This is a genomic window from Streptomyces endocoffeicus, assembly GCF_016741935.1.
Classification (GTDB): domain Bacteria; phylum Actinomycetota; class Actinomycetes; order Streptomycetales; family Streptomycetaceae; genus Streptomyces; species Streptomyces endocoffeicus.
Genome location: NZ_JAERRG010000002.1, coordinates 270,017 through 291,195 on the forward strand (window position 1 = coordinate 270,017; position 21,179 = coordinate 291,195).

The window sequence follows — 21,179 nt, forward strand, 5'->3', positions numbered from 1 at the left end:
CCCCCGACGATCAAGAGCATTGCGAATAGGTGAACGTCCATGGCGACTGCGAACGAAGCCAAGCTCCGCGAATATCTGAAGAAGGTCACCACCGACCTCACCGCCGCCCACCGGCGGCTGCAGGAGGCCGATGACCAGGCCCATGAGCCGATCGCCATCGTGGGCATGAGCTGCCGCTTCCCCGGAGGTGTCAGCACCCCCGAGGAGCTGTGGCAGCTCATGGCCTCCGGCGGCGAGGCGCAGACGGAGTTCCCGGCCGACCGCGGCTGGGACCTGCAGAACCTGTTCGACTCCGACCCGGACACCCCGGACACCACCTACACCCGCGAGGGCGGCTTCCTGGGCGAGGCCACCCGGTTCGACGCGGCGTTCTTCGGGATCTCGCCGCGTGAGGCCATGGCGATGGACCCGCAGCAGCGGCTGCTTCTGGAGACCTCGTGGGAGGCGTTCGAGCGGGCCGGGATCGACCCCGCGTCCCTGCGCGGCAGCCGTACCGGTGTCTTCGCGGGCATGAACGCCTCCGACTATCTGACGGTGGCGCTCGACGCCGAGGACGACTTCGGCGGCCACCTCGGCACCGGCAACGCCAGCAGCGTCGTCTCCGGCCGGCTCTCCTACGTGTTCGGACTGGAGGGCCCGGCCGTCACGGTGGACACGGCCTGCTCCGCGTCGCTGGTGGCGCTGCACCTGGCCGTCCAGTCGCTGCGGCTGGGCGAATGCTCGCTCGCCCTGGCGGGCGGCGTCCATGTGATGTCCACGCCGGGTCTGTTCATCGAGTTCAGCCGTCAGCGCGGACTGTCCGAGGACGGCCGCTGCAAGGCGTTCTCGGCGGACGCCGACGGCTTCGGCCCGGCCGAGGGCGTGGGCGTCCTGCTGCTGGAGCGGCTGTCGGACGCGCGAAAGAACGGCCACAAGGTGCTGGCCGTGGTGCGCGGCTCCGCCGTCAACCAGGACGGCGCGTCCAACGGTCTGACCGCGCCCAACGGCCCCTCCCAGCAGCGCGTCATCCAGCAGGCGCTGGCCAACGCGCGGCTGTCCGCCGGCGATGTGGACGTCGTGGAGGCCCATGGCACGGGCACCTCGCTGGGCGACCCGATCGAGGCGCAGGCGCTGCTGGCCACGTACGGCCAGGACCGGCCCGAGGAACTGCCCCTGCTGCTCGGCTCGGTGAAGTCCAACATCGGCCACACCCAGGGCGCCGCGGGCATCGCCGGGGTCATGAAGATGGTGCTCGCGATGCACCACGGCGTCGTCCCCGAGTCACTGCACATCGCCGAGCCGTCCCCGCACATCGACTGGTCGACGGGGAAGATCGCGCTGGTCAGGTCGGTCACGCCATGGCCCGAGACCGGTCGTCCACGCCGCGCGGGCATCTCCTCCTTCGGCTTCAGCGGCACCAACGCGCACACCATCGTCGAGCAGGCGCCCGCCGAGGAGCCGGGCCCGGTCGAGCTGGTGTCCAAGCACCCCGGTGTGCTGCCGTGGGTGCTCTCCGGCAAGAGCGAGGCGGCGCTGCGCGCCCAGGCGTGGCGGCTGCTGGACCGGCTCCACGACGAACCGGCGCTGCGCACGGTGGACATCGGCCTGTCGCTGGCCACCACCCGCTCCGCGCTGGACCACCGCGGTGTGGTCCAGGGCCGGGACCGCGAGGAGCTGATGGCCGGGCTGACCGCCCTCGCCGAGGGCGGCATGGCGGCCGGGGTGGAGCGGGGCGCCGTGGTCGCCGGACAGACGGCGTTCGTCTTCCCCGGACAGGGGTCGCAGTGGGTGCGCATGGGCGTGGGGCTGATGGACGCCTCGCCCGTCTTCGCGGCCCACATCGAGGAGTGTGCCGCGGCGCTCGCGGAGTTCACCGACTGGTCACTGGTCGATGTGTTGCGGGGCGCGGAGGGCGCGCCGTCGCTGGAGCGGGTGGATGTGGTCCAGCCGGTGCTGTTCGCGGTGATGGTGTCGCTCGCGGAGCTGTGGCGTTCGCTGGGCGTCGTCCCGGCCGCGGTGATCGGCCACTCGCAGGGTGAGATCGCCGCCGCGTGTGTGGCGGGAGCACTGTCGCTGAAGGACGCGGCCCGTGTGGTGGCGCTGCGCAGTCAGGTGATCGGCCGGGTGCTGGCGGGCAAGGGTGGCATGGTGTCGGTGGCGCTGCCGGTGGCGGATGTACGGGAGCGGATCGCGGCCTGGGGCGAGGAGCGCATCTCGGTGGCGGCGGTCAACGGGCCGTCGTCGGTGGTCGTCTCCGGTGAACCGGCCGCGCTGGACGAACTGCTGGCGTCCTGCGAGGCGGATGAGGTGCGGGCCCGGCGGGTGCCGGTGGACTACGCGTCCCACTCGGCCCAGGTGGAGCTGCTCCGCGAGGAACTGCTGGAGCTGCTGGCCCCCGTACAGCCGAAGAACGCCCAGGTGCCGTTCCTGTCGACGGTGACGGGGGAGTGGGTCGAGGGGCCGGAGCTGGACGCCGAGTACTGGTTCACCAACCTGCGGCGCACCGTGGAGCTGGAGGGCGCGGTCCGCCGTTTGCTGGACGAGGGCTTCGGCGTGTTCATCGAGTCCAGCGCGCACCCGGTGCTGACGATGGGTGTGCAGGAGACCGCCGAGGACGCCGGTGTGGACGCGGCCGCGATCGGGTCGCTGCGCCGTGACGAGGGCGGTCTGGACCGCTTCTGGGCCTCCGTCGGCGAGGCGTGGTCGCGCGGTGTGGCCGTGGACTGGGACGCGTTCTTCGACGGCACCGGCGCGCACCGGATCGAGCTGCCCACGTACGCCTTCCAGCAGCGGCGCTACTGGCCCGAGGCCGCGCAGCCGCGGACCGCGGGGGAGAGCGGGCGCGACGCCGTGGAGGCGAGGTTCTGGTCCGCCGTGGAGGCCGAGGACTGGCAGACGCTGGCCGCCGAGCTGACGGTCGAGGGCGATCAGCCCATGAGCGCCGTCCTGCCCGCCCTGGCATCGTGGCGCCGGCAGGCCCGTGAGCAGTCCGCGGTGGACGGCTGGCGCTACCACGTGACGTGGAAGCCGCTCGCCGAGGAGCGGTCCGCGCGGCTGACCGGCACCTGGCTCGTCGTCACCCCGGCCACCGAGGACACCTGGACCGACGCCGTGGCCGGTGTGCTCGCCGAACGCGGCGCCGACGTGACGCGGATCGTCGTGGACACCGCCATCGACGGCCGGGAGGAGCTGGCCGAGCGGCTGCGCACCGCGCTCGCCGAAGCCGAAGCCGGAGCCGGAGCCGAAGCCGGAGCCGGGCCCGGAGCCGAAACCGAGGCCGACGGGGCCGGAGCCGGAGCCGGAGCCGACGGCGCCGCGTTCGCCGGGGTGGTCTCGCTGCTGGCCCCGGCCGAGGGCGCACACCCCGAGCACGCCTCCCTGCCCGCCGGAACGGCCGCCCAGCTCGCGCTGGTCCAGGCCCTCGGCGACGCGGGAATCGGCGCGCCGCTGTGGTGCCTCACGCACGGCGCCGTCTCCGTGGGCGGCACCGACCGCCCGGCCGCGCCCGAACAGGCCCTCGTGTGGGGCCTGGGCCGGGTGGCCGCGCTGGAGCACCTGGAGCGCTGGGGCGGTCTGATCGACCTGCCCGACACGCCCGACGAGCGCGCCCTGACCCGGCTGGTGGGCCTCCTCGCCTCCGACGGCGACGACGACCAGGCCGCGATCCGTGCCACGGGCGTCTTCGGGCCCCGCCTGGTGCGCGCCCCGCTGGCCGACACCTCCGCCGTACGGGCCTGGAAGCCGACCGGCACCACGCTGGTCACCGGCGGTACGGGACGGCTCGGCGCACAGGTCGCGCGGTGGCTGGCCCGCAACGGCGCCGACCACCTCGTCCTGGCGAGCCGCAGGGGCCCGGACGCCCCTGGGGCGGTCGAGCTGGAGGCCGAGCTGACCGCGCTCGGCGCCAAGGTCACCCTCGCCGCGTGCGATGTGACCGACCGCGCCGCCCTCGCCGACACCCTCGCGGCCATCCCGGCCGACCAGCCGCTGACGGCCGTCGTGCACACCGCCGCCGTCATCGACGACGGGGTGATCGAGGGGCTGACCCCCGATCAGGTCGAGCGGGTGCTGCGGCCGAAGGTGGACGCCACCCGCCATCTGCACGAGCTCACCCGCGAGCTGGACCTGACCGCGTTCGTGCTGTGCTCGCACTTCTCCGCCACCTTCGGCGCGCCCGGCCAGGGCAACCAGGCGCCCGGCAACGCCTTCCTGCACACCTTCGCCGAGCAGCGCCGCGCCGACGGGCTGCCCGCCACCACGCTGACCTTCGGCCCGTGGGGCGACGGCGCCACGGTGGACGGCGCCGTCGGCGACCGGATGCGCCGCCACGGCATCAACGAGATGGCGCCGGATCCGGCCACCGCCACGCTCCAGCACGCGCTGGACCGGGACGAGACCGCGCTGACCGTCATCGACATGGACTGGCGGCGGTTCACCCTCGCCTTCACCGCCGACCGGCCGCGTCCGCTGCTGCACGACCTGCCCGAGGCCCGCGAGGTCGTCGAGGAGATGGCCGCCGCCGAGACCGACGACGCGGGTACCGCCGGTGTGGCGCTGGCCGGGCAGCTCGCGGGCCTGCCGGAGACCGAGCGGGAGCGGGTGCTGCTGGATCTGGTGCGCAGTGCGGTGGCCGCCGTGCTGGGCCACTCCGGCGCCCAGGCCATCGAGGCCGGGCGGGCCTTCAAGGAGCTGGGCTTCGACTCGCTGACCGCGGTCGAGCTCCGCAACCGGCTGGGCGCCGCGAGCGGGCTGAAGCTGCCCCCGAGCCTGATCTTCGACCACCCGACCCCGGCCGCCGTGGCCGCCTATCTGCGGGCCGGGATCGCGCCCGACGAGGCGGCCGACGGCACCGCGGTGCTCGAGGAGCTCGACAAGCTGGAGTCCGCGCTCACCGGCACCGCACCCGACAACATCACCCGGGCCCGGATCACCATGCGGCTGCGGTCGCTGCTGGCGAAGTGGAACGAGTCGGACGGCACGGCGGTCACCGCCGAGCCCGCCGCCGCGGCGGCGCCGGAGCGCCCGGCGAAGGACACGGTGGACGCCGAACAGCTCCAATCGGCCAGTGACGAAGAGCTCTTCGCATTCATCAACAAGGGCCTCGGAAGGGCTTGACGAGAATTTCGCTATTGACGTCGAATCCGATGTCGGCCAGGATTTTCTCTACCCATCAATAGAGTTTCAAAATACCGGGTGGCCCCCTATCGCTCCTTGGGTATCCAGGGGGTCATAGGGGGCCTCTAGGGGTTGTTATGAGGGTTAGTTCCTACATAGCCTCTCAGCGAGAAGTCGACTGATTTGGTTGTTGGTTACCGGCTCCCGTTGAGGATCTGTGGAGCATTTCCGATGCCGTCTGCCGTAATTGGATTGCGTAAATGGCGAATGAAGAGACGCTGCGGGACTACCTCAAGCTGGTAACGGCGGATCTGCACCAGACTCGCCTCCGCCTGCAAGAGGCCGAGGCGAAGAACCACGACCCCATCGCCATCGTGGGGATCGGCTGCCGTTATCCCGGGGGCGTTCAATCGCCCGAGGACCTGTGGCGCATCGTCAGCGAGGGCGTCGACGCGGTCAGCGAGTTCCCGCTGGACCGCGGGTGGAATGTCGACACGATGTACCACCCGGACCCGGACCACCCCGGCACCAGCTATGTGCACGAGGGCGGATTCGTCGACGGCATCGCCGATTTCGATCCGTCGCTGTTCGGCATCAGCCCCCGGGAAGCGCTCGGCATGGATCCGCAGCAGCGGATGCTGCTGGAGACCTCCTGGGAGGCGTTCGAGCGCGCCGGAATCGACCCGGTCGCGGTGCGCGGCCGGCAGATAGGCGTCTTCGTCGGCACCAGCAATCACGATTACCTGGGCGCGATCCTCAGTTCCAATGAGAACTTCGAGGGCTACTTCGGCACCGGTAACGCCGCGAGCGTCGCCTCCGGCCGCCTTTCCTACACCTTCGGTTTCGAGGGCCCGGCGGTCACCGTCGACACCGCCTGTTCCTCCTCGCTGGTGGCGCTCCACCTCGCCGTCCAGGCGCTGCGCAACGGCGAATGCTCGCTCGCCCTCGCCGGTGGCGCCACCCTGATGTGCGCGCCCGGCGTCTTCGTCGACTACAGCAAGATGCGCGGACTGGCCCTCGACGGCCGCTCCAAGCCCTTCGCCCCGGAGGCCGACGGCTTCTGCCTGGGCGAGGGTGTCGGCATGCTGCTCGTCGAGCGGCTGTCGGACGCCCAGCGCAAGGGCCACCCGGTGCTCGCCGTGGTCCGTGGCTCCGCCGTCAACCAGGACGGCGCCAGCAACGGCCTCACCTCGCCCAACGGCCCCTCGCAGCAGCGCGTCATCCTCCAGGCGCTGGCCAACGCCCGGCTCAGCCCCGATCAGGTGGACGCCGTCGAGGCCCATGGCACCGGCACCGCCCTCGGCGACCCGATCGAGGCGCAGGCGCTGCTCGCCACCTACGGCCAGGACAGGCCCGAGGGCAAACCGCTGCTCATCGGCTCCATCAAGTCCAACATCGGCCACGCCCAGGCGGGCGCCGGTGTCGGCGGCATCATCAAGATGGTCATGGCGATGCGGCACGGCCGGCTTCCCAAGACCCTGCATCTCACCGAGCCCACCCCGCATGTCGACTGGACGGCCGGGGACGTCGAACTGCTCACCGCCACCCGTGAGTGGGGCAAGGACCCCGAGGGCGCCACCCCGCGCCGCGCGGGCGTCTCGTCGTTCGGCATGAGCGGCACCAATGTGCACACCATCCTCGAGGAGGCCCCGGCCGTCGCGGCCCCCGTCGGACACGCCGAGGGCGACGAGCCGGAGCGGGCCGAACCGCCCCTGGTCCCGGTCGTGCTGTCCGGCAAGAACGAGCAGGCGCTGCGCGCCCAGGCACTCCGGCTGCGGACCCATCTGGCCGCCCACCCCGGCCACCGCCTCGCCGACATCGGCTACTCCCAGGCCGTCACCCGCGCCGCCCTCGACCGCCGCGCCGCGGTCGTCGCCGCCGACCACGACGAGCTCCTCGCGGGCCTCGACGCGCTCGCCGAGGGCCGCCACCACCCCGAGGTGACCGAGGGTCTCGCCGCCGAGGGCAAGGTCGCGTTCCTCTTCACCGGGCAGGGCAGCCAGCGGCTCGGCATGGGCCGTGAGCTGTACGACGCCTACCCGGCGTTCGCCGAGGCGCTGGACGCGGTCTGCGCCCAGCTCGACCGCTTCCTCGACCGGCCGCTGAAGGACGTGCTGTTCGGCGACGACGCCGCCACGCTCGACCGGACCGGCTACACCCAGCCCGCGCTGTTCGCCGTCGAGGTGGCCCTCTTCCGCCTGGTCGAATCCTGGGGGCTGCGGCCCGACTTCCTCTCCGGCCACTCCATCGGCGAGCTCACCGCCGCCCATGTGGCCGGGGTGCTCTCGCTCACCCACGCCTCCGCCCTGGTGGCCGCGCGCAGCCAGCTGATGCAGCAACTCCCCACCGGCGGCGCGATGATCGCCGTGCAGGCGGCGGAGGACGAGGTGACGCCGCTGCTGACCGAGCGGGTGTCCATCGCCGCCATCAACGGCCCGACGTCGGTCGTCATCGCCGGTGACGAGGGTGCGGCCGTGGAACTCGCGGCGGGCTTCGAGGCCCAGGGCCGCAAGACCAAGCGGCTCACCGTCAGCCACGCGTTCCACTCCCCGCACATGGACGGGATGCTGGAGAACTTCCGTCAGGTGGCCGAGCGGCTGACCTACGAGGCTCCGAAGATCCCGATCGTCTCCAACCTCACCGGCACCCTGGTGAGCGCCGACGAGATCACCACGGCCGACTTCTGGGTCCGCCACGTCCGCGAGGCCGTCCGCTTCCTCGACGGCGTGCGCCGCCTCGAGGACCACGGCGTCACCACCTTCGTGGAACTGGGCCCCGACGGGGTGCTCTCCGCCATGGCCCAGGAGTGCGTGAGCGGCGGCCGGAACCGCGCGTTCGCCTTCCTGCCCGCCCTGCGCTCCGGCCGCCCCGAGGCCCGCACCCTGACCAACGCGCTCGCCCAGGCCCACGTCCGCGGCCTGCCCGTGGACTGGGCCACGTACTACGCGGGCACTGGCGCCCGCCGCGCCGAGCTGCCCACCTACGCCTTCCAGCGGCAGCGCTACTGGCCCGCCAACCCCTTCTCGTACGGCGTCGACTCGGCCGCCGCCGAGGCCGCCGCACCGGCCGTGGCCGACGCCCGGTTCTGGGAGGTCGTGCACAGCGAGGACCTGCCCGCCCTGGTCGAAACCCTCGGCCTCGACGGCGACCAGCCCCTCAGCGAGGTGCTGCCGGTCCTGTCCGCGTGGCGCCGGCAGAGCCACGTCGACACCACCGTCGACAGCTGGCGCTACCGCGTCACCTGGACACCGCTGCCGCAGACCCCGGACAAACCGCTCACCGGCACCTGGCTCGTGGTCACCCCAGAGGGACACGCCGACGACCCCTGGGTGGCGGAGCCGCTGCGGCTGCTGGCCGAACGCGGCGTCACCGTCCACCGGATCGACGTCGACGGCGCCACCGCCGACCGAGCCGACCTCGCCGAGCGGATCCGCGCCACCCTGAGCCCGGACCCGGCAGTCGAGGCCCCGGCCCCGTCCTTCGACGGTGTGCTCTCCCTGCTCGGTTTGGACCAGCGCCCGCACGACCGGCACCCCTCGCTCACCGCCGGACTCGCGGGCACCCTCGCCCTCGTCCAGGCCCTCGGCGACGCCGGCCTCGACGCCCCGCTGTGGGCCGCCACCCGCGGCGCGGTCTCCGTCGGCCGCTCCGACCGGCTCACCAGCCCCGAACAGGCCCAGATCTGGGGCCTGGGCCGCACCGCGGCCCTCGAACACCCCGAGCGCTGGGGCGGTCTGATCGACCTGCCCGAGACCGCCGACGACCGCGCCCTCGGGCGGCTCGCCGACATCCTCGCCGGGCCCGACGGCATCAGCGGCGAGGACCACCTCGCCATCCGCCCGCAGGGCATCCACGCCCGCCGGCTGGCCCGCGCCCCGCACCACGAGACCACCGAGGACGGCTGGACCACCCACGGCACCGCGCTGATCACCGGCGGCACCGGCGCCCTCGGCGGCCATGTCGCCCGCTGGCTCGTGGCCCACGGCGCCCAGCACATCCTGCTCACCAGCCGCCGTGGCCCCGACGCGCCCGGTGCCGCCGAACTGCGGGACGAACTCACCGCCCTCGGCGCCCAGGTGACCGTCGCCGCCTGCGACACGGCCGACCGCGACGCCCTCGCCGGGTTGCTGGCGACCGTCCCCGCGGACCTCCCGCTGACCACGGTCGTGCACGCCGCCGGAGTGCTGGACGACGGGGTGCTCGACGCCCAGACCCCGCGGCGGATGGCCGATGTGCTGCGCGCCAAGGCCGACTCCGCGCGCCATCTGCACGAGCTCACCCGCGGCCTCGACCTGTCCGCCTTCGTGCTCTTCTCCTCCATGGCCGCCACCTTCGGCGCCGCCGGACAGGCCAACTACGTGGCCGCCAACGCCTACCTCGACGCGCTCGCCGAACAGCGCCGCGCCGAGGGCCTGCCCGCCACCTCGATGGCCTGGGGCGCCTGGGCCGACGGCGGCATGGCCACCGACGAGCTGGTGGCCGAGCGGCTCCGGCAGTCCGGGCTGCCCGCCCTCGCCCCCGCACCGGCCACCGCCGCGCTCGGGGCCGCGCTCGACCTCGACGAGACCTTCTCCCTCGTCGTGGACATCGAATGGAACCGCTTCGCGCCCGGCCTCGCCGGCCACCGCCCGAACCCGCTGCTCGCCGACCTCTCCGAGGCCAGGCGCGCGATCGAGGTGGCGCGCACCGCCACCGGCGGCCCCGCCATCCCCGGCCGGTCCACGTCGCTGGCCCAGCGGCTGACCGACGCCGGAACCGACGAGGAACGCGACCAGATCGCCCTGGACTTCGTCCGCACCCAGGTGGCCGTCGTCCTCGGCCACCCCGGGCCGGACTCGGTGGAGCCCAGCCGCGCCTTCCGCGACCTCGGCTTCGACTCGCTGACCGCGGTCGAGATCCGCAACCTGCTGTCCACGCTCACCGGGCTGAAGCTGCCCGCCACCATCATCTTCGACTACCCCACCCCGGTCGCCCTCGCCGACCACCTCCAGGCCGAACTCATCGGCTCGCGCCCGGCCGTGACCGGAGCGTCGTCGGTGGGCGTGGCCCTGGACGACGACCCCATCGCGATCGTCGGCATGAGCTGCCGCTTCCCCGGTGGTGTGCGGTCGCCGGAGGAGCTGTGGCGGCTCCTGGCGTCCGGCCAGGACGCGGTGGTCGACTTCCCCGCCGACCGCGGCTGGGACCTGGAGACGCTGTACGACCCGGAGGGCGCGGGCGAGCACACCAGCTACGTCCGCGAGGGCGGATTCCTCGCCGACGCCGCCGAGTTCGACCCCGTCTTCTTCGGCATCTCGCCGCGCGAGGCGCTGGCCATGGACCCGCAGCAGCGGTTGCTGCTGGAGACGTCGTGGGAGGCATTCGAGCGGGCCGGGATCGATCCGACCACGCTGCGCGGCCAGCAGGTCGGCGTGTTCGCCGGCACCAACGGCCAGGACTATCTGCCCGTGATCCTCTCCGCCCCCGATGGCTCGGAAGGCTTCATGGGGACGGGTAACGCGGCCAGTGTGATGTCGGGTCGGGTGTCGTACGCGTTGGGCCTGGAAGGCCCGGCGGTGACGGTGGATACGGCGTGTTCGTCGTCGTTGGTGGCGTTGCACTGGGCGATTCAGGCGTTGCGTGCGGGTGAGTGTTCGTTGGCGTTGGCCGGTGGTGTGACGGTGATGTCGACGCCGGGTTCGTTTGTGGACTTCAGTCGTCAGCGTGGGCTGGCGGCGGACGGTCGGATCAAGGCGTTCGCGGCGGGTGCGGATGGCACCGGCTGGGGCGAGGGCGTGGGCATGCTGCTGGTGGAGCGGCTGTCGGATGCCCGGCGCAATGGCCATGAGGTGCTGGCGGTCGTACGGGGCTCGGCCATCAACCAGGACGGTGCCAGCAACGGCCTCACCGCGCCGAACGGTCCCTCGCAGCAGCGGGTGATCCGGCAGGCGCTGGCTGGCGCGGGGTTGTCGGCGTCCGAGGTGGACGCGGTCGAGGCCCACGGCACGGGCACCAAGCTGGGCGACCCGATCGAGGCGCAGGCGCTGCTCGCCACCTACGGCCAGGAGCGGGAGCCGGAGCAGCCGCTGTGGCTCGGTTCCATCAAGTCCAACTTCGGCCATACGCAGGCCGCGGCCGGTGTCGCCGGTGTGATGAAGATGGTGCTGGCCATCCAGCACGGACTGCTGCCGCAGACCCTCAACGTCGATGAGCCCACCCCGCATGTGGACTGGTCGGCGGGCGCGGTGTCGCTGCTGACCGAGGCGCGGGAGTGGCCGGAGACCGGCCGTCCGCGCCGGGCCGCGGTGTCCTCGTTCGGCATCAGCGGCACCAACGCGCACACCATCATCGAGCAGGCGCCGGTGTACGCGGACGAGACCGAGGACACGGCGCCGGTCGCCGCGCCCCGGTCCGGCTCCCCCGCCACCTGGGTGCTCTCCGCCAAGTCCCCCGAGGGCCTGCGCGACCAGGCCGTACGGCTGCGCGCCCACCTCGACGAGCGGCCCGAGCTGGACCTCACCGACGTGGCGTTCACACTCGCCACGCGCCGTACCGCCTTCGAGGAGCGCGCGGCACTGGTGGCCGAGGACCGGGACGGGCTGCTGTCCGGCCTGGCGGCGCTCGCCGAGGGACGGGGCACGCCCAAGCTCGTCAAGGGCTCGGTGGCCGGTGGCAAGGTGGCGTTCCTGTTCACCGGGCAGGGCAGCCAGCGGCTGGGGATGGGCCGTGAGCTGTACGACACCTTCCCGGTGTTCGCGGACGCCCTGGACGAGGTGTGCGCCCACCTGGACACCCACCTCGAACGGCCTATGCGGGACGTGCTGTTCGGCGACGACGCCGAGGCGCTGAATCGGACCGGGTTCACCCAGCCCGCGCTGTTCGCCATCGAGGTGGCGCTGTTCCGGCTGGTCGAGGCATGGGGCCTCAAGGCCGATTTCGTCTCCGGGCACTCGATCGGTGAGCTGGCCGCCGCGCATGTGGCGGGTGTGCTCTCGCTCGCGGACGCCGCGAAGCTGGTGGCGGCCCGTGGCCGGCTGATGCAGGAGCTGCCCGCCGGTGGCGCGATGATCGCCGTCCAGGCCTCCGAGGACGAGGTCACGCCGCTGCTGACCGAGCGGGTCAGCATCGCCGCGCTCAACGGGCCGACGTCGGTGGTCATCGCGGGTGATGAGGACCCGGCCGGGGAGATCGCGGCCGCGTTCAAGGCGCGGGGCCGTAAGACCAAGCGGCTCACCGTGAGCCACGCGTTCCACTCGCCGCGTATGGACGGGATGCTGGAGGCGTTCCGCGAGGTGGCGCAGGGGCTCACGTACGAGGCCCCGCGGATCCCGATCGTCTCCAACCTCACTGGCGAGCTGGTCTCCGCCGAGGAGATCACCACCGCCGACTTCTGGGTGCGCCACGTCCGCGAGGCCGTCCGCTTCCTCGACGGCGTACGGACGCTGGAGGCGCGGAACGTCACCACGTTCATCGAACTGGGCCCCGACGGTGTCCTCACCGCCATGGCCCAGGAGTGTGTGACCGACTCCGCGGCGGACGCCGCGTTCGTCTCCGCGCTGCGCAAGGGCCGCCCCGAGGGCGAGGCGCTCACGAAGGCCGTCGCGCGGGCGCACGTCCGTGGCGTGGCGGTGGACTGGGCGGCCTACTACGCCCGTACCGGCGCCGCGCGGGTCACGCTGCCCACGTACGCCTTCCAGCGGCAGCGCTACTGGCCGAAGGTCTCGTCGCTGTTCCTCGGTGACGTGGCCGCGGTCGGGCTGGGCGAGGCCGAGCACCCGCTGCTCGGTGCCAGCGCCGAACTGCCCGACGCGGACGGGATGCTGTTCACCGGGCGGCTGGCGCTGTCCACCCACCCGTGGCTCGCGGGTCACACCATCCTGGACACGGTGCTGCTGCCCGGCACCGCGTTCGTGGAGCTGGCGATCCGCGCCGGTGACCAGGTCGGCTGCGACTACCTGGAGGAGCTGACCCTCGAGGCGCCGCTGGTGCTGCCCGCGCAGGGCGGCGTCCAGCTGCGGCTCTCGGTCGGTGCGGCCGACGAGACGGGCCGCCGTCCGCTGTCGCTGCACTCCCGGCCGGAGAGCCTGCCCGCCGAGGAGCCGTGGACCCGGCACGCCGCCGGTGTCCTGGCGTCCGGCGGCCGTCCGGAGGCGTCGTTCGAGCTGAGCGCGTGGCCCCCGGCGGACGCGACCGAGGTGGAGCTGGACGGCCGCTACGAGGGCCTGCTGGACATCGGCTTCGCCTACGGCCCCGCGTTCCAGGGGCTGCGCAGGGCGTGGCAGCGCGGTGGCGAGGTGTTCGCCGAGGTGGCGCTGGACGAGGAGACGGCCGAGGAGGCCGCCGCGTTCGGGCTGCACCCGGCGCTGCTGGACGCCGCCCTGCACGCCATCGGCATGGGCGGCCTGGGCAACACGGGCGGCGAGGGGCGGCTGCCGTTCGCCTGGACCGGCGTGTCGCTGTACGCGAGCGGCGCCTCGGCGCTGCGGGTGCACCTGGCCCCCGCGGGCACCGACGGTGTCCGGCTGGAGATCGCCGACACCACCGGCGCGCCGGTCGCGGCCGTCGAGACGCTCGGGCTGCGCCCGGTCTCGGCCGAGCAGATCCAGAGCGCGCGCACGGCCTACCACGAGTCGCTGTTCCGCCTGGAGTGGGCGACCACGGCCGGGCTCGCCGACGCGGCGGGGCTCGCCGACGCGGCCGGGGCGGATGTTCCCGCCGACGGCCGGTGGGCGGTGCTGGGCGCCGATCCGCTCGGGCTCGGGACCTCGGCGTACGGGGACCTGGAGACGCTGGCCGGGGCGGTCGCCGCGGGCACCGCGCCCGCGCCCGAGTACGTCGTCGTGTCGCCGTCCGCCGAGGTCGGTGAGCAGGCGGCCCGTGCGGCGCACCGTGCTGCCACCGCGGCGCTCTCCGTCGTCCAGCGGTGGCTGGAGGAGGAGCGGTTCGGGGACGCCCCGCTGGTCGTGGTGACCCGTGGCGCGGTGGCCGTCGAGGACGACGAGCCGGTGGCGGATCTGGCCGGTGCGGCCGTCTGGGGTCTGCTGCGCTCGGCGCAGTCGGAGAACCCGGGCCGCTTCGTGCTGGTGGACACCGACGGCGCGGACGAGTCGCTGCGGGCGCTGCCCGCCGCTCTGGCCTCGGACGAGCCGCAGTTGGCGATCCGCGCGGGCGCGGTGTCCGTGCCGCGGCTGGCACGGGTGGCCGTCGAGCCGGAGGGCGACGACGCCCGGAGTCTCGACCCCGAGGGCACGGTGCTGGTGACCGGCGCGTCCGGTTCGCTGGGCGGGCTGGTGGCCCGGCATCTGGTGGCCGAGCGTGGCATCAAGCATCTGCTGCTGGTGAGCCGTCGCGGCGACCAGGCCCCGGGTGCGGCCGAACTGGCCGCTGAATTGGCCGAGTTGGGTGCTGAGGTGGCATGGTCGGCGTGTGATGTGGCGGACCGGGACGCGCTCGCCGCGACCCTCGCCACCGTCCCCGCCGAGCACCCGCTGACCGCCGTCGTGCACACCGCGGGCGTGCTGGACGACGGTGTGATCGGCTCCCTCACCCCCGAACGCGTCGACCACGTCATGCGCCCGAAGGTGGACGCGGCCTGGAACCTCCACGAGCTCACCCGCGAGCTGGACCTGACCGCCTTCGTGCTGTTCTCGTCCTCCTCCGGTGTGTTCGGCGGCCCGGGTCAGGGCAACTACGCCGCCTCCAACGCCTACCTGGACGCCCTCGCCCGCCACCGCGCCGCCCGGGGCCTGCCCGCCACCGCGCTCGCGTGGGGCCTGTGGGCCGGGGCCGGTATGGGCAGCACCCTGGACGAGGCCGACATCGCCCGGATGCGGCGCGCCGGACTGCCGCCGCTGCCGGTGGCCGAGGGCCTCGCGCTGCTCGACACCGCGCTGACCGTCTCCGAGGCGTCGCTGGTGCCGATGCGGGTGGACCTCTCCGCGCTGCGCAATCAGCCCGCCGTCTCGCCCCTGTTCCGCGGTCTGGTGCGGATCCCGGCGCGGCGCGCGGTGGACGCGGTCGCGGCGGGCGGCGAGTCGGGTCTTGCCGGGCGGCTCGCCGGGCTGTCCGAGCCCGAGCAGGAGCGGCTGCTGCTGGATCTGGTCCGGGCGCAGGTGGCCACCGTGCTCGGCTACGCCGGTGCGGAGACCATCGGTTCGGGCCGGGCGTTCAAGGAGCTGGGCTTCGACTCGCTGACCGCCGTCGAGCTGCGCAACCAGCTCAACACGGTCACCGGGCTGCGGCTGCCCGCGACACTCATCTTCGACTACCCGGACCCGCAGGTCCTGGCCCGCCATCTGCGTACCGAGCTCGTCGGCGAGCGGTCCCCGGTGGTGCACACGCCGGTGCCGGTCGTGGCCGCCACCGATGACGAGCCGATCGCCATCGTGGCGATGAGCTGCCGCTACCCGGGCGGGGTCACCACCCCCGAGGAGCTGTGGCAGCTGCTCGCCGCGGGCGAGGACGGCATCTCCCGCTTCCCGGACAACCGTGGCTGGGACCTCGAGGCGCTCTACGACCCGGACCCGGAGACCCAGGGCACCTCCTACGCCCGCGAGGGCGGATTCCTGCACGACGCCGCCGAGTTCGACCCCGCGTTCTTCGGGATCTCGCCGCGCGAGGCCCTGGCCATGGACCCGCAGCAGCGGCTGCTGCTGGAGACGTCGTGGGAGGCGTTCGAGCGCGCCGGTATCGATCCGCTGTCCGTGCGCGGCAGCAGGACCGGTGTGTTCGCGGGCGTCATGTACCACGACTACGGGTCCCGGCTGCACGCCGTCCCCAGCGAGGTCGAGGGCTACCTCGGCACCGGCAGCTCCAGCAGCGTGGTGTCCGGCCGGGTGGCCTACACCTTCGGTCTGGAGGGGCCGGCCGTCACGGTCGACACGGCCTGCTCGTCGTCGCTGGTGGCGCTGCACCTGGCCGCGCAGGCGCTGCGCCAGGGCGAGTGCTCGCTGGCGCTGGCCGGCGGTGTCACCGTGATGTTCACCCCGGGTACGTTCATCGACTTCAGCCGTCAGCGCGGACTGGCCAGGGACGGCCGCTGCAAGTCGTTCGCGGCCGCCGCCGACGGCACCGGCTGGGGCGAGGGCGCGGGCATGCTGCTCCTGGAGCGGCTGTCGGACGCCCGTCGGCACGGCCATGAGGTGCTGGCGATCGTGCGCGGCTCGGCCGTCAACCAGGACGGCGCGTCCAACGGTCTCACCGCTCCCAACGGCCCCTCCCAGCAGCGCGTCATCCGGCAGGCCCTCGCCAACGCCCGCCTGACCACCGGTGAGGTGGACGTGGTCGAGGCGCACGGCACCGGCACCACCCTGGGCGACCCCATCGAGGCACAGGCGCTGCTGGCCACCTACGGCCGGGAGCGGGACGCGGAGCGGCCGCTGTGGCTGGGCTCCGTCAAGTCCAACCTGGGCCACACCCAGGCCGCCTCCGGTGTCGCCGGTGTCATCAAGATGGTGCTGTCGATGCGGCACGGTCTGCTGCCGCGGACGCTGCACGTGGACGAGCCGTCGCCGCATGTGGACTGGTCGGCGGGCGCGGTGTCGCTGCTGACCGAGGCGCGGGAGTGGCCGGAGAGCGGCCGTCCGCGCCGGGCCGCGGTGTCCTCGTTCGGCATCAGCGGCACCAACGCCCACGCCATCATCGAGCAGCCGCCCGCCGCCGAGCCGAACGAGCCCGCGGCGGAGCCCGAGGCCCTGCCGTACGTGCCCGTGCTGCTGTCGGCCCGTACCGAGGACGCTGTGCGGGCCCAGGCGCGGCGGCTGCGCTCGCGGATCGCCGCCGAGCCCGGGGCCTCCCTCACCGACCTGGGGTTCTCGCTCGCCACGACCCGCGCCGCGCTGGAGCACCGCGTCGCCCTGGTGGCCGAGGGCCATGACGAGGCGCTGGGCGCGCTGGACGCGCTGGCGCGCGGTGAGCACCCGGCGCAGGCGCTGCGCGGGACGGCCACCGAGGGCAAGGTGGCGTTCCTGTTCACCGGTCAGGGCAGCCAGCGGCTCGGCATGGGCCGTGAGCTGTACGGGGCGTTCCCGCGCTTCGCGGAGGCGCTGGACGAGGTGTGCGACGCGCTGGACCCGCACCTCGAACGACCGCTGAAGACCGTGCTGTTCGGCGAGGACGCCCAGGCCCTGGACCGCACCGCGGTCACCCAGCCCGCGCTGTTCGCCGTCGAGGTCGCGCTGTTCCGGCTGGTCGAGGCGTGGGGTCTGAAGGCGGACTACCTGTCCGGCCACTCCATCGGCGAGCTGGCCGCCGCGCATGTGGCGGGCGTGTTCTCGCTCGCCGACGCGTGCGCGCTGGTGGCGGCCCGTGGCCGGCTGATGCAGGAGCTGCCCGCCGATGGCGCGATGATCGCCGTCCAGGCGTCCGAGGACGAGGTGGCGCCGCTGCTCACCGACCGGGTGAGCATCGCCGCCCTCAACGGCCCGAACTCCGTGGTCATCGCGGGCGACGAGGACGCGGCTGTCTCGATCGCGTCCGGTTTCGAGGCGCGGGGCCGTAAGACCAAGCGGCTCACGGTCAGCCACGCCTTCCACTCGCCGCACATGGACCCGATGCTCGCGGACTTCCGCAAGCTGGCCGAGGGCCTGACCTTCAACGCCCCGAAGATCCCGCTGGTGTCCTGCCTCACCGGCACCGTGGTCTCCGCCGACGAGGTCCGCCTGCCGGAGTTCTGGGTGCGCCACGTCCGCGAGTCCGTCCGCTTCACCGACGGTGTCCGCACCCTGCGCGAACAGGGCGTGACCACTTATCTGGAGCTCGGCCCGGACGGGGTGCTCTCCGCGATGGGCGAGGACTGCCTCGCCGGGACGGACACCGGGACCGGGACCGGCACCGGGACCGGGACCGGCACCGGGAACGGGACCGACGGCGGCGGTGTGGACACGGACGCGGTGTTCGTCCCCACCCTGCGCGGTGGCCGCCCCGAGGCCCAGGCGCTCGCCACCGCCCTCGCCCACGTCCATGTCCGCGGCGCGGTCCCGGACTGGGCGGCGGTCTACGGCGGGCGTGGCGCCCGCCGCGTGGAACTGCCCACCTACGCCTTCCAGCGCCAGCGCTACTGGCTCGACGTGGGCATCTCCGTCGAGGATGTGATCTCCGCGGGCCTCGACACGGCCGACCACCCGCTGCTGGGCGCGGCGGTGGAACTCCCCGACACCGGTGGCTTCGTGTTCACCGGGCGGCTGTCGCTGCTCACCCACCCCTGGCTGGCCGACCACGCCGTCATGGACACCGTGCTGCTGCCCGGCACCGCCTTCGTGGAACTCGCGCTGCGCGCCGGTCACGAGGCGGGCTGTGACACGGTCGAGGAGCTGACCCTCCAGGCCCCGCTGGTCCTGCCCGAACAGGGCGCCGTCCAGCTGCGGCTGGAGCTCGCGGCGGCCGACGAGACCGGGCGGCGCCCGCTGACCCTGCACTCCCGCCGGGAGGACGTGCCCGCCGACGAGCCGTGGATCCGCCACGCCACCGGCTTCCTCGCCCCGGGCGAACAGGCGGGCGACGCCGAGCAGGTGGACCTGAGCGCCTGGCCCCCGGCCGACGCGACGGCCCTGGCGACCGAGGAGTTCTACGAGGGCGCGGCCGCCGCCGGACTCGGCTACGGCCCGGTCTTCCAGGGGCTGCACACCGCCTGGCGGCGCGGCGAGGAACTGTTCGCCGAGATCCGGCTGCCCCAGGGCTTCGAGCCCCAGGCCGCCGCGTACGGGGTGCATCCGGCGCTGCTGGACGCCGCCCTGCACACCCTCGGCCTCGACCCGGAGGGCGAGGGCGGCGAGGGGGCACGGCTGCCGTTCGCCTGGACCGGCGTACGGCTGCACACCGGCGGCGCCGCATCGCTGCGCGTACGGCTGCGGCCCGGCGCCGACGGGGTGTCGCTGCACCTCGCCGACGGCACCGGCGCCGCCGTGGCCACCATCGACGGCCTGGTGCTGCGCCCGCTGGCGGCCGAGCAGCTGGACGCCTCGCGCGCCGCGCACCACGAGTCGCTGTTCCGCCCCGAGTGGGCGGCCCTGTCCGCGTCCGCCACCGACATCCCGCTCGGCGAGCGCTGGGTGACCCTCGGCGCCGCCACCGGCTTCACCGTCGGCGGCGAGCGGCTGGACGACCACGCGGACCTCGCGGCGCTCGCCGCCGCCCTCGACGGCGGCGCGTCCGCCCCCGACGTGGTCGTGGCGCCCCTCACCGGCGCGGCGTCCCTCACGGACGTGGCGTCCTTCACCGGCGCGGCGTCCCTCACCGCGACCGGCGGCGGGGTGCCCCTGCCCGCGCCCGGCGGCGCGGCGTCCCCTCCCGGCACGGACGGCGCGGCGCTCCTGCCTGCCACGGATGGCGCGGCGCCCCTCACCGCGACCGGCGGCATGGCGTCCCTGCCCGATACCGCGAGGGCCGCCGCCCGGGACGCCCTGGACCTGGTCCAGAACTGGCTGGGCGACCAGCGGCTCGCCGACACCCGCCTCGTCCTCGTCACCCGTGGCGCGGTCGCGGCGGCCCCCGGTGAGGACATCGCCGACCTCGCCCACACCACCGCGTGGGGCCTGGTCAAGTCCGCGCAGTCGGAGAACCCCGGCCGCTTCGTCCTGGTGGACATCGACGGCACCGACGCCTCCCAGCGGGCCCTGCCGTCGGTGCTCGCCACCGACGAACCGCAGCTCGCCCTCCGCTCCGGCACCGGCCACGCCTACCGGCTCGCCCGGGTCCCGGCTCTGGCGGACACCCGGGACGAGTCGGCCGGACTCGGCGGCCCGGAGGGCACCGTGCTGCTCAGCGGCGCCACCGGCGCCCTGGGCGGACTCTTCGCCCGCCACCTGGTGGCGGAGCGCGGAGTGCGTCATCTGCTGCTGGTCAGCCGCCGCGGTGGCGAAGCCCCGGGCGCGGCCGAACTCGCCGCCGAACTGGGCACGTTGGGCGCCGAGGTCACCTGGGCGGCCTGTGACACCGCCGACCGGGACGCCCTCGCCGCCACCCTCGCGGCCATCCCGGCGGAGCACCCGCTGACCGCCGTGGTGCACACCGCGGGCGTCCTGGACGACGGGGTGATCAGCTCGCTGACCGGTGAGCGGATCGACACCGTGCTGCGCCCCAAGGTGGACGCGGCGTGGAACCTCCACGAGCTCACCCGCGAGCTGGACCTGTCGGCGTTCGTGCTCTTCTCCTCGGCCGCCGGTGCCTTCGGCAGCTCGGGGCAGGGCAACTACGCCGCGGCCAACACCTTCCTGGACGCGCTCGCCCAGCACCGCCACGCCCGGGGCCTGCCCGCGAGCTCGCTCGCCTGGGGCCTGTGGGCCACGGCCGACGGCATGGCCGGAAGCCTCGGCACCTCCGATGTCACCCGCATCTCGCGCGGTGGCTTCGCGGCGCTCGGACAGGACGAGGGCCTGGCGCTGTTCGACGTGGCGGGCACCCTGTCCGCCGAGGCCGCGCTGGTACCGATCCGCATCGACACGGGAGCGCTGCGCGGCCAGGCCGCCGCCGGGCTGCTGCCGCCGCTGCTGCGCGGACTGGTCCGTACCCCCGTACGGCGCTCCGCCGACACCGGCGCCACCTCCGGTGCCGTGGCCGACTCGGGTGCGGGTTCGCTCGCGACACGGCTCTCCGGGCTCTCGGAGGCCGAACGCGACCGCGAGCTGCTGGAGGTCGTCCGCGGCCATGTGGCGGCCGTCCTCGGCCACGCCACCCCGGACGACGTGGACGCCGGCCGAGGCTTCCTCGACCTCGGCTTCGACTCGCTCACCGCCGTGGACCTGCGCAACCGACTGGGCGCCGCCGCCGGGCTGCGCCTGCCGGTCACGCTGATCTTCGACTACCCGACGCCCACCGCGCTCGCCGGGTATCTGCGCGAGGAGCTGGGCCTGGCCGGCGCGGCCGGCGCGGCCGGACACCAGCCCGTACACGCGGAGCTCGACAAGCTCGAGGCGGTCCTCGCCGCGATCGCCCCGGACGACATCGAGCGCCCCGGCATCACCACCCGCCTGCGCGACCTCCTGTCGAAGTGGAATGAAACGCAAAGTGCTACCGACAGCACCGCAGAAGACCGTGAAATCCAGTCCGCGACGGCAGACGAGATCTTCGATCTCCTCGACGACGAGCTCGGGCTCTCCTGACCAGCTCCA

At 73.8% G+C, this 21,179-nt stretch carries 2 protein-coding genes; both read left to right on the forward strand.

Annotated elements, in window-relative coordinates; genetic code table 11:
* Positions 1-39 precede the first annotated feature (39 nt).
* On the forward strand, positions 40-5,094 hold the full coding sequence (locus JK364_RS08915) for a type I polyketide synthase (protein ID WP_201849362.1): 5,055 nt from the start codon (positions 40-42) through the stop codon (positions 5,092-5,094).
* Positions 5,095-5,354: 260 nt separating this feature from the next.
* Positions 5,355-21,170 carry a type I polyketide synthase gene (locus JK364_RS08920; protein WP_201849364.1) on the forward strand — a complete coding sequence of 5,272 codons (15,816 nt, stop codon included), beginning with the start codon at positions 5,355-5,357 and terminating at the stop codon, positions 21,168-21,170.
* Positions 21,171-21,179 lie beyond the last annotated feature (9 nt).